Origin of the sequence: Streptomyces sp. NPDC017202, assembly GCF_044331705.1 — a bacterium.
Lineage (GTDB): Bacteria > Actinomycetota > Actinomycetes > Streptomycetales > Streptomycetaceae > Streptomyces.
Window position 1 is genome coordinate 704,142 of the sequence record NZ_JBIRNP010000001.1, and the last position, 11,394, is coordinate 715,535.

Consider the following 11,394-nt stretch of genomic DNA (forward strand, 5'->3'; position numbering starts at 1 on the left):
GCACACCGACCCCTCACACCCCGAACGCCTCCCCACCCCCCCCCCCCCCCCCCCCCCCCGCGGGGCCCCCCCCCCCCCCCCCCCCCCCCCGCCGCTGCCGGCCGAGAACCACCGCCCGCCCGGTCGGCGGTGCCCGGCCGGGCCCGGCATCCACCTGACCCTTGGCCTGAACTCCGGCGGACGGTGACCGTTACGGAATTCAGTCAATCGGAACCGTAACCCCCGCCTCCCCCCCGAGCGGACCAGGGGTTTCCGGCCCCTACTCGGCATCCGAACACCCGTCCTTTAGGGTGAGCTTGTCCGAGTTTGTCGACGGACTCGTAACAACGGTTACCGGAGGGACCGGGGACGGGAATCTCGGGGTCATGAACCACAACACCCCCCTCACCCCGGCCGCCGCCCGTCCCGCGCGCCACCTCCCCGGCGCGCAGCGGCGCGTACTGTCCACGGCCCAGCTCCGCTCGCTCGGCGTGTCACCGGGCGAGCGGAACGAACAGTGCCGGTCCGGCGGCCCCTGGCAGCAGTTCCTGCCGGGCGTCTACCTGCTCCACCAGGGGCCGCCGACCAGCGAGGAGCGGCTGCACGCGGTGCTGCTGTACGCGGCCCGCGAGGTGACGGCGCCCGCAGTGCCGGCCCAGCCGGAGCCGGGGCAGCCGCACCGGCCCGGGTACCGCGAGGCGATGATCACGGGGCTGGCCGCGCTCACCCTGCACGGCTTCGCCTCCGCGCCCGCGCTGCCCTCCCTGGACCGCATCGACGTCCTGGTGCCCCGGTTGCGCCGGCTGCGCTCGACGGGCTGCGCGCACGTCCTGCGCGCCGCGGCCCTGCCGACGCCGGAGGAGGCCACCGGGGTGCCGGTGGCACCGGTGCCGCGCGCCCTGGCGGACGCGGTGTCGCAGCTGACGGACGCGGGGACGGTACGGCGGCTGCTGTCGGAGGCGGTGCGCGCCGGCCACTGCGAACCGGCCGCGATCATCAGGGAGTTGGACCAGGCCAAGCTGCTGGGCCGTCCGCACGTGGCGGACGCGGTGGACGCGCTGCTGGCCGAGGGACGGGCGATCGCCGAGGACCGCCTCTACGCGATGGTGCGGGAGTTCAACCTGCCGGACCCGGTGTGGAACGTGGACCTGCGGCTGCCGGGCGGCCCGCACCTGGGGGGCCTGGACGCGTACTGGCCGCAGCAGGCGGTGGCGGTGGAGCTGGACACGCGGGCACCGCGCCAGGACGAGGACGCGATGTGGTCGGAGTACACCCGCAAGCGGGAGCACCTGGAGCGGCTGGGCATCACGGTCGTGCACATCACGCCGAGGAAGCTCAGGGAGGGGACGGAACAGCAGGCGGCGGTGGTGCGGACCGCCCTGATGGCGTCGGGGGACCGTGATCCGGCGGCGTACGTCGTGGTGCTGCCCCGGTAGTGACGGACCGGGGCGGTCCCCGGAGGGGAGAGGAGGGGCCGCCGGGCACGGCCCGGAGGGGAGAGGAGGGGCCCGCCGGGTACGGCCCGGCGGGCCCCTCCTCAGGACGGCACCCGCCCGTTCGCGGGCCGCTCGCGCCACAGTCTCAGCGCCACGTCGACCAGCCGTATCCGGGTCAGCTCCGGTACGGCCGACAGGTCGTGCCAGGCGGCCAGGTCGGTCGAGCCGCCGATCTCGTTGCGGAGTTCACCGCCGGTCACCCGGCCCTCGTAGACGATGCGCACCGCGTGGTGGTCGACGGGACCGCGCAGGTTCCCGCGGGGCACGGTGTGGCGGGAGGAGTCCACGCCGAGCAGACCGGTCACCTCGACGCGGTAGCCGGTCTCCTCCTCCAGCTCCCGCACCACCGTGTCGTGCGGGTCCTCGCCGTGCTCCATGCCGCCGCCGGGCAGCACCCACTCAAGGGTGCCGTCGGGCGCGGGCGAGCGGGCCAGCAGCAGTTGTCCGTCCCGGACGCACACGGCGTAGGCCGCCACCCTCAGCTTCTCGCGCACACCTGGACGTTAGCGGTCCCGGTCCGGGTTGGCAGGTGAGTATTCGGGCGCGGACCAGCGCAGGGGCAGCGCGGCCGGGGTGCCGAGGGCCCGCGTCACGGTGAACCGGACCGTGCGCTCGCCGTCCGGGCCGAACTCGGTGCGGGCCCGCCCGGTGAGCTGGAGGGTGCGGCCCGTCGTCCAGTCGAGGAACAGCAGTCCGGCGCGCGGGTCGGCCGCGAGGTTGCCGAGGCTGAGGAACATGGAGTTGCCGGGGTAGTCGCGCCAGGCCAGTTCGCCCGGCGAGACGACCCGGACGAAGCCGGGGTTGCCGCCGCGGTGACTGGCGTCGGCGCCGCCCTCGCGCACGCTGGCGAGGAAGAAGGTGTCGGACGCGGCGACGAACCCGGCCTGTTCCGGGGTCAGTTCGGTGCCGTGCCGGGGCGGACCGGGGAGGCGGCCGGACACCGTCCCGTACGTCTCCCGCCGCTGGAGGTACTTGGGGCAGTTGGCGAAGACCCGGTCGGCCTCGACGGCGAAGCCGTGCGGGGTGGGCCGCAGCCGGCCGTCGAGGCGCATGCGGCGGCGGGTGCGCGGGTCGAGGGCGATCGTGCCGACGGGGGTGCCGGGAGTGGCGAAGGCCGTCGCGAGAGGGTCGGTCGGGGGTGGCCCTCCCGCGACGGAGATCCGCCGGGGCCCGGTGGCCCGGACGAAGCCGGGGGTACCCGTGATCACCGAGGCCCACACCTCGCCGGTCACGGGATCGGCGGCGCCCAGGACCAGCTGCGGCTGGAGCTCCAGGAAGGCGGCGGCGACGGACCGGATGCCCTCGCCGACGGACCGGCCGACGTGGTCGGCGAGGTCGCGCACCCTGCCCGACCGGCGCCCGCGCGCGTCCGACCGACGCCCGCACGACGCCCCACCGGCACCTGGTGCCGCATCAGGCAACGTTCGCCCCGTCGCGACGCCCGGCACGCCCTCTCGCCGCACCGGCCGAAAGCCCCATTACGTCCAGCACGGGGACTGCCGGCCGTCACACCGACAGCACAGCACCGGACGCCGCTCCTCGACGGGCAGACGTTGCCTGCCGCGGCACCAGCCGACGCCCGCACCGCACCACGCGGGCACCCCGCGACACCATGTCAACGCCCCCGCGAACCCCGGCCGTCGCCCGGCCGTCGAGATCCGGACGGCCGAAAGCCCTTGCACAGGTGACTCGTAGAGGGTTTTCCCCATACATCCATATCGATTCGGTCAACTCTCCCCAAACATCTGTCCCTTGGACAAGGCTGTGCGATCGTCCGGGATCACTTTCCGGCGACCGCGATCAGGCAGGAACGGCCCGGTCGCGTGACGCTCGTTCCTTTACCTCCAAGGGATGCCGATGACCCACACCCCCCAGCGCGAACCGATACCGGGCGCGAGACGTGCGGCCCGGATAGCCGTGGCCGCCGGTCTGGTGGCCGCGCTGTCCGCGGCCGGGCCGATACCGCTGGCCTTCTCCGCCGACCAGACTCCGGCCGCCGACCCGGGCGTGAAGTCCGCCGCCGACAAGCTGGGCTCCGACGACGCCGACGTCCTCGCCGACGCCAAGGCCGCCGGTGACAAGAACGTCACCCTGATGGTCGCCACCTCGCCCGGGAAGACCGAGCAGGTCGCCGACGAGCTGGACGCGGTCAAGGGCGGTTCCGTCGGCCGGTCCTACGACAAGCTCGGCTACGTCCGCGCCACCGTCCCGACCGCCAAGGCGGACGCGGCCATCGCCGCCGCGGCCAAGCTGTCCTCGGTGCACGCGATCGACCTGCGGCAGGAGATCGCCCTCGACGACCCGACGCCGAGCGCCGACACCGCGAAGGGCGCGGGCGCCACCGCGAGCGCGAAGACGTATCCCGCGCCCGGCAGGAAGACCCCGGCCGAGAACCCGTACAACCCGTCCTTCGAGACGGGCGCCGTCGACTTCGTGGGCGACCACCCGAAGGCGGACGGCCGCGGCGTCACCATCGGCGTGCTGGACTCCGGCGTGGACCTCGGGCACCCCGCACTCCAGAAGACCACCACCGGCGAGCGCAAGATCGTCGACTGGGTCACCGCGACCGACCCGATCGTCGACAGCGACGGCACCTGGCGCCGGATGACCAACCCCGTCAGCGGCCCGGCCTTCACCTACGGCGGCGCGTCCTGGAAGGCGCCCGAGGGCAGCTACCAGGTCAACCTGTTCCGCGAGTCGGTCACCGCCGGCGGCGACGCCAAGGGCGACGCCAACCGGGACGGCGACACCACCGACGTCTGGGGCCTGCTCTACGACCCGGCCGCCGGCACCGTCCGCGTCGACCTGAACAACAACTTCGACTTCACCGACGACGCGCCGATGAAGCCGTACAAGGACGGCTACCAGGTCGGCTACTTCGGTACCGACGACCCGGCCACCGACATCGTCGAGCGGCAGCCGTTCGTCGTCGAGATCCGCAAGGACGTGCCCACCGACCCGTACGGCGGCGACTGGGTCGGCAAGAAGGCCGACTTCGTCAACGTCGGCGTCATCGAGTCCGAGCACGGCACCCACGTCGCGGGCATCACCGCGGCCAACGGCCTGTTCGGCGGGAAGATGAACGGCGCCGCCCCCGGCGCCAAGGTCGTCTCCTCCCGTGCCTGCTCCTGGACCGGCGGCTGCACCAACGTCGCGCTCACCGAGGGCATGATCGACCTGGTCGTGAACCGCGGCGTCGACATCGTCAACATGTCCATCGGCGGCCTCCCCGCGCTGAACGACGGCAACAACGCGCGCGCCGAGCTGTACACGCGCCTCATCGACACCTACGGCGTCCAGCTCGTCATCTCGGCGGGCAACGAGGGCCCCGGCGCCAACACGATCGGCGACCCCGGCCTGGCCGACAAGGTCATCTCGGTCGGCGCGGCCATCTCCAAGGAGACCTGGGCCGCCAACTACGGCTCGCAGGTGGAGAAGAAGTACGCGCTGCTGCCGTTCTCCTCGCGCGGCCCGCGTGAGGACGGCGGCTTCACGCCGACCCTCGTCGCGCCGGGCGCCGCCATCAACACCATCCAGACCTGGCTGCCGGGCGCCCCGGTCGCCGAGTCCGGGTACAAGCTGCCGGCCGGCTACGCGATGCTCCAGGGCACCTCGATGGCCTCCCCGCAGGCCGCCGGCGCCTCGGCGCTGCTGCTGAGCGCCGCGAAGCAGAAGGGCATCGAGCTGACGCCCGCCACCCTGCGCACGGCGCTGACCTCGACCGCCGACCACATCAAGGGCCTGCAGGCCTACGAGGAGGGCGCGGGCGCCATCAACATCGTGGACGCCTGGGACTCCATCAAGGACGGCGCCACCGCCCACGAGTACGCGGTCAAGGCCCCGGTCGACACCGCGATCGACTTCGCCCTGAAGACGCCCGGCTTCGGCACCGGCATCTACGACCGCGAGGGCGGTCTGAAGGCCGGTCAGAAGAAGACGTACGACGTCACCATCACCCGTACGACCGGCGCCGACAAGGCGATCCGCCACGAGCTGCACCTCGAGAACAACGCGGCCGGCACCTTCAGGATCCTCGGCTCGGACGAGGTGAAGCTGCCGCTGAACCAGCCGGTGACCGTCAAGGTCCAGGCCGCTCCGAAGTCCGCCGGCATCAAGAGCGCGATCCTCGAGGTCGACGACCCGCGGACCGAGGGCATCGACAAGCAGGTCCTGAACACGGTCGTCGTCTCGACGCCGGTGGCGCACACGTTCTCCGCGCAGAACACCGTGCAGCGCAACAGCTCGCAGCACTACTTCCTGACCGTGCCCGAGGGTGCGACGTCGCTGGAGGTCGCGATGAGCGGGCTGAAGGACAAGAGCCAGACCCGGTTCATCTCGATCCACCCCTACGGTGTCGCCGTCGAGGACAGCGCCACCGTCTACTGCTACAACAACTACCTCGACGGCAACGGCTGCAAGCCGGACGCGCGTTCCTACGCCGACCCGCAGCCCGGCGTCTGGGAGATCGAGGTCGAGTCGCGCCGCACGTCGCCGCTGCTCGACAACCCGTACAAGCTGGACGTCACCGTGTACGGCGCGGCCTTCGACCCGGCGACCGTGACCGTGCCCGAGGCGAAGGTCGGCACCCCGGCCGCCGTCTCCTGGAAGGTGACGAACAACTTCGCCGCCATCGACGGCAAGCTGAAGGGGGGCCCGCTCGGCTCGTCCAAGGCGGCCCGTCCGACCATCGCGGACCACGAGAACCAGACGACCACGGTCGAGGTGCCCGCGGGCGCCAAGTCCCTGGACGTCTCCATCGGCGGTGTCTCCGACGCCTCCGCCGACCTCGACCTGACCGTGTACGACGCTGAGGGCACGGAGGTCGGCAAGTCCGCCGACGGCGACTCCGAGGAGGCCGTGTCCATCCCGTCGCCCGCCGCCGGGACGTACACCATCGAGGTCGCGGGCTACTCGGTGCCGGCCGGCACCACCGCGTACGACTACCTGGACGTGTTCTACTCGTCCGCGCTCGGCACGGTCGGCGTCGACGAGTCGACGCCGGTGAAGCTGGCCACGGGCGCCTCGGCGACGGTCTCCGCGACCGTCACCGCCGCGGCCCCCGCGCCGGCGGGCCGGTCCTTCTTCGGCCAGGTCCAGCTGGTGAACGCGCGCGGCACCGTCGCGGGCCTCGGCAGCGTGGTCATCGAGAAGGTCACGCAGTAACGCGGTACCTCAGGGGCTCGGCAGCGCGATGAGCGCCTGAGCCGCTGAACGAAGGGGGGCGGGCGTCCGGTCGGGCGCCCGCCCCTCGCTCATTCGCAGGTCGCGCCGCCCGCCTCGGGCAGCGCGCGGGCCAGCGCCGAGCGGCCGGCGGCGATGTCGGCCTCGCCGACGATCCACACGTCGGGGGACGCGGACCCCCGCGGGAAGCCGGCCAGGACGTGATCGCCCTCGGCGGCCGGCGGGTCCACGTCCCGCTCCACCACGAAGTCGACCTCCTCCCGGGCCGTGGCCCCGGGCTTGTAGGAGCGGGTCACGCGCAGGGTGACCCGCTCGCGGGAGGTGCCGCGCACCGGGACGACGTCCGTCACGTCGCCCTCGACCACCAGCCGGGCGCAGGCGAGGTAGCCGGGGTCGGCGAGGGGGCCGTGGGCGCCGGATGAGGCGGCCTTCTCGTCGGCGGCCGACTTGTCGGCGCCGGACGAGGCGATGTCGGCGGCTCCCCCGTTCACCTGGACGAGCAGCCATCCGCTCCCGGCGACCAGCGCACCGGCCGCCGCCAGCCCGACCGTCCTCAAGGCCGGCGGGAGGCGCCGGCGGGCCGGCCGGAGCGGGACGGGGGCCGGCCGGAGCGCGGGCTCCGCCGCCGGCGGGCGGGTGAGGGCCTCGGCGAGGACGCCGAGCTGCTCGCGCAGGAGCGCCACGTCGGCCGCCGCGGCGCGGTGTCCGGCCACGAGGGCGGGATCGGTCCGCGCGTCCCCGGACAGCGGCACGTCCAGGATGGCCGCCATCAGCGGGTCCGTGCCGTCCGGGCCGTCCGGGCCGCCGCGAGGGCCGTCGCCGTACCGGCCGCCGGGGTCCTCGCGGCCGTCGTCGTGGGTGTCGGGTTCGTGTCCGGCGGTCATGTCACACCACCTCGTCCTCGTGCAGGCGGGCGCGCAGGGCCCGGACGGCCGTGTGCAGGCGGCTCTTGACCGTGCCCTCCGGGACGCCCAGCTCCTCGGCTATCGAGCGCACCGGCAGGTCGGCGTAGAAGCGCAGGACGACCACCTGGCGCTGGGCGTCGGGCAGGTCGTCCAGGCCCTGCGCGACGGCGAGGGAGAGCACGCTGGTGTCCTCGCCGGAGGGGTGCTCGTGCGGGCGCAGGGACGCCAGCCGCTCCCCGAGGCGCTCCTGGCGGCGCTTGGCCCGGTGCCAGTCCATGGCGAGGTTGGAGGCGACGACGGCCGCCCACGCCGAGACGTCCCGCGGGGCGTCGTGCCCCTTGGCGGCCCGCTCCAGCAGCCGCAGGCGGACCTGCTGCACCCCGTCCGGCAGGTCCGCCTGCGGTACCCCGCCCAGCGCGAGCACCGCCCGCACCCGGCGTTCCTGCGCCGCGTCCAGCGGGTCACCGTGCCCGGTGTCCTCCCCCGGTCCGCGGCGGGCCGTTCTGCGCAGCACGGACACCCCTCCCCTCCCCGTGTCCCCTCTACGACGCCGTCGCGCGCGGAAACGTTCGGCGCGGCGCCGGGAAATCGTTCGGAGGCGTACGTCACACCGCCGCGCGCGGCAGCACAGCTTGCGGCGGGGAGCCTGGACGGAGCGAATTCCTCCAGCTCAGCGGGGGTGCGGGCGGGATTTCCGGAGCCGTGCGGGGGTGCGGGGCGTCCCAGTCCTCGGGCATGGCGGTCAAAGGATTGGACAGGCGGGCCCGTGTCGGCCGCATCATGGAAAAGCCTCGGCCAGGCACCATGCACGCAGAAGCACAGACAGAGGGAGTCGCCGTGAGGGTCGGAATCGTCGGAGCCACCGGTCAGGTCGGCACGGTCATGCGCAGGATCCTCAAGGAGCGTGACTTCCCGGTCACGGAGCTGCGGCTGTTCGCCTCGGCCCGTTCCGCGGGGACCGAGCTGGACGGTGTGACGGTCGAGGACGCGGCGACCGCCGACTACTCCGGCCTCGACATCGTGCTGTTCTCCGCCGGTGGCGCGACCTCGAAGGCGCTGGCCGAGAAGGTCGCCTCGCAGGGCGCCGTCGTGATCGACAACTCCTCGGCCTGGCGCCGCGACCCCGACGTGCCGCTGGTCGTCTCCGAGGTGAACCCGCACGCGATCGCGAACCGCCCCAAGGGCATCATCGCCAACCCGAACTGCACCACGATGGCCGCGATGCCGGTCCTCAAGCCGCTGCACGCCGAGGCGGGCCTGGAGGCGCTGGTCGTCGCCACCTACCAGGCGGTGTCCGGCTCCGGTGTCGCGGGCGTCGCGGAGCTGCACGGCCAGGCGCAGAAGGTCGTCGCCGACGCCGACCGGCTCACCCACGACGGCGAGGCCGTCGACTTCCCGCAGCCGCAGGTCTACCGGCGGCCCATCGCCTTCAACGTCGTCCCGCTGGCCGGCTCGATCGTGGACGACGGCCTGAACGAGACGGACGAGGAGCAGAAGCTCCGCAACGAGTCCCGCAAGATCCTGGAGATCCCCGAGCTGAAGGTCTCCGGCACCTGCGTGCGCGTCCCGGTGTTCTCCGGCCACTCCCTCCAGGTCAACGCCCGTTTCGCGCGCCCGATCAGCGCCGAGCGCGCCACCGAGCTGCTCGCGGACGCCGAGGGCGTCGTCCTCACCGACATCCCGACCCCGCTCCAGGCGGCCGGCAAGGACCCGTCGTACGTGGGCCGCATCCGCCGGGACGAGACCGTGGACAACGGCCTCGCCCTGTTCGTCTCCAACGACAACCTGCGCAAGGGCGCGGCCCTGAACGCGGTGCAGATCGCGGAGCTGGTGGCGAAGGAGCTGAAGGGCTAGTCAGCCCCCGGTGACCTCTTCGGTCACCTCTGCGGTCACCTCGTAGAGGTAGCAGCCGTACTCGACGGCCCGGACGTGGACGAGCGCCACGGCCGGGTCGTCGAACGCTTCCCCCAGGGCCCGCTCGAACGCCTCCGGCGAGGGCTCCGCGACGAGCCGGCCGCCGAGGATGCGGCCCTCGGCGGAGTAGCGGCGGACCGTGCGGTGCGCGTTCGTGAAGGGCAGGGCCCCGCCGTCCCGGTCCGGGCCCGGGCACGGGTCGGCGTGGACGAAGACGGGGCCCTGTTCGTCGTACGCGCCGGGGTCGGTGCCCGTCTCGGCGGCCCGGCGGCGCAGGGGCGCGTAGGAGACGAGGGCGATCCGCTCCCCCGGCGTGCTGTGGCGCAGGCAGCAGCGCAGCGGGGCGCCGCCCTCGTCGTCGGTGAACGCGGCCGTGGGGCGTCCGGCGTCGTCGACGACGCGGAGTTCCGCCAGCGCGCCGGGGGTGAGGGGACGGGCCGTGAAGGTCCGGGTCGTGGTCGTCATGCCGTCCAGGTTCACGCGCCGCGGGACGTCCCACCGGCGGGTTCCGGACGTCGCGCTGCCGTCGTGGCACGGGACATCGCGCGCATCTCACCTTCCAGGGCTGCGGAGGTCGTGATCCGGCGTACGGTCGTCACGATCTCAACTTTCAGGAGGTGTCGTGGCCTCGTCCGCCGCAGAGTCCCGCCCCGGCCGCGGGGAGCCGCCGCCCGCCCGTCCCGGTGGCGCGGTGACCGTCGAGGGGCTCGTCGACGAGATCGGGCGGGGGGCGGCGGAGCTGAGGCCCGACGAGCCGGACGCGCTGTACGCGGGGGTGGCGCGGCTGACGGCCTCCGTGGACCGGCTGCGGCGGGTGGCCTGGACGGTGCGGGCCGCGGCGGCGGACGACGGGGGCTGCGGCGAGCCGGACGACGGCCCGTACGGACTCGCCCTGCCCGCGGCCGGTTTCGCCGCGCTCGCCGAGACGCACCGCCGCGCGCTCCTGGTCCACTGCTACCGCATGACCGGCTCCTACGACGACGCCGAGGACCTCGTCCGGGAGACCTTCCTGCGGGCCTGGCGGGCCCGCGACACCTTCCGGGCCGGGACGGACGTACTGACCTGGCTGTACCAGATCGCCACCACCGCCTGCCTGGACCTGCTGCGCCGCACCGCGCGCCGCCCCCACGGCCACGAGCCGCTGCCCGGCGCGGACCGCCGGGGAGGCGAGCCGCCCGCACGGGTCACCTGGCTGCAGCCCTTCCCGGACGACGAGCTGCCGGAGACCGCCGGGGAGGGGGACGCGGTGGACGCGTACGGGTCCCTGGAGCTGTCCCTCGTGATGGCTCTGCAGCACCTTCCGCCCCGGCAGCGGGCCGCGCTGGTCCTGCGGGACGTGCTCGGGCTGAGCCTCGGGGAGACCGCCGAGACGCTCGACCTGGCGCCGGTCTCGGTCGACGGCGCGCTGCAGCGGGCCCGGCCCGCCCTGCGCGACCTGCTGCCGGGCGGGCGTACGCGGGAGCCGGCCGAGCGCGAAGCCGCCCTGCTCAGCCGGTACATGGCCGCCGGGGAGGCACGCGACCCGGCGGCGTGGGGCGGGCTGCTCGCCGACGACGTGCTGCTGACGACGCCGCCGAACCCGTACTGGTGCCGGGGCCGGGACGCCGTCCTGGCCTTCCTGCGGCCGGGCCGGGCCCCGGCCTCCCCCGCCTTCCCGGGCCACTGGCGGCACCTGCCCGCCCGCGCCAACGGGCAGCCCGCGACGGGGGTCTACCTCCGCCGGCCGGGGACGAACGTGTACCGCGCCCAGGCCCTCGACGTGCTGCGGGCCGAGGGCGACCGGATCGTGGAGATCACGTCCTTCGAGCCGCATCTCCTCCCGGCCTTCGGACTGCCCCTGCGGCTGTGAACGCTCCCGCGGGGCCGTGCCCGCCGCCGCGGCGCGCGGCCGCTCCCCCGGCACGGTGAGGGGCGCCCGG

The 11,394-nt window shown here is 74.1% G+C and carries 9 protein-coding genes; 4 read left to right on the forward strand and 5 right to left on the reverse strand.

All coding sequences use genetic code 11. From position 1 onward, the window contains the following. The first annotated feature begins 365 nt into the window (after positions 1 to 365). The gene (locus ACH4N1_RS02920) at positions 366 to 1,415 is read left to right on the forward strand and encodes a hypothetical protein (RefSeq protein ID WP_398094030.1); all 1,050 of its coding nucleotides are present in this window, start codon (positions 366 to 368) and stop codon (positions 1,413 to 1,415) included. Positions 1,416 to 1,516: 101 nt separating this feature from the next. Here ACH4N1_RS02920 and ACH4N1_RS02925 read toward each other — a convergent pair whose 3' ends face one another. Next, entirely contained in the window at positions 1,517 to 1,969 is a 453-nt protein-coding gene (locus tag ACH4N1_RS02925; RefSeq protein ID WP_398094032.1) for an NUDIX hydrolase, read from the reverse strand. 9 nt (positions 1,970 to 1,978) lie between these two features. Continuing rightward, positions 1,979 to 2,818 carry a pyridoxamine 5'-phosphate oxidase family protein gene (locus ACH4N1_RS02930; RefSeq protein WP_398094034.1) on the reverse strand — a complete coding sequence of 280 codons (840 nt, stop codon included), beginning with the start codon at positions 2,816 to 2,818 and terminating at the stop codon, positions 1,979 to 1,981. A 514-nt stretch (positions 2,819 to 3,332) separates the two neighbouring features. Here ACH4N1_RS02930 and ACH4N1_RS02935 point away from each other — a divergent pair. Next, a complete protein-coding gene (locus ACH4N1_RS02935) occupies positions 3,333 to 6,638 on the forward strand; it encodes a S8 family serine peptidase (protein ID WP_398094036.1) in 3,306 nt (1,101 codons plus the stop codon). An 89-nt stretch (positions 6,639 to 6,727) separates the two neighbouring features. Here ACH4N1_RS02935 and ACH4N1_RS02940 read toward each other — a convergent pair whose 3' ends face one another. Further along, a complete protein-coding gene (locus ACH4N1_RS02940) occupies positions 6,728 to 7,540 on the reverse strand; it encodes a hypothetical protein (RefSeq protein ID WP_398094037.1) in 813 nt (270 codons plus the stop codon). Between the two features lies 1 nt (position 7,541). Continuing rightward, positions 7,542 to 8,075, reverse strand: a complete 534-nt coding sequence (locus ACH4N1_RS02945; RefSeq protein WP_393287509.1) for an RNA polymerase sigma factor — start codon at positions 8,073 to 8,075, stop codon at positions 7,542 to 7,544. Between the two features lie 323 nt (positions 8,076 to 8,398). Between ACH4N1_RS02945 and ACH4N1_RS02950 the strand changes: the two genes are divergently transcribed. Beyond that, a complete protein-coding gene (locus ACH4N1_RS02950) occupies positions 8,399 to 9,415 on the forward strand; it encodes an aspartate-semialdehyde dehydrogenase (protein WP_398094039.1) in 1,017 nt (338 codons plus the stop codon). Here the strand turns inward: ACH4N1_RS02950 and ACH4N1_RS02955 are convergent, their stop codons facing one another. Then, positions 9,416 to 9,940, reverse strand: coding sequence for a DUF1203 domain-containing protein (locus tag ACH4N1_RS02955; RefSeq protein ID WP_398094040.1), 525 nt, complete (start codon positions 9,938 to 9,940; stop codon positions 9,416 to 9,418). Positions 9,941 to 10,097: 157 nt separating this feature from the next. On the opposite strand from ACH4N1_RS02955, the gene ACH4N1_RS02960 reads away from it, so the two are divergent. Beyond that, positions 10,098 to 11,324, forward strand: a complete 1,227-nt coding sequence (locus ACH4N1_RS02960; RefSeq protein WP_398094041.1) for an RNA polymerase subunit sigma-70 — start codon at positions 10,098 to 10,100, stop codon at positions 11,322 to 11,324. The last annotated feature ends 70 nt before the right edge of the window (positions 11,325 to 11,394 follow it).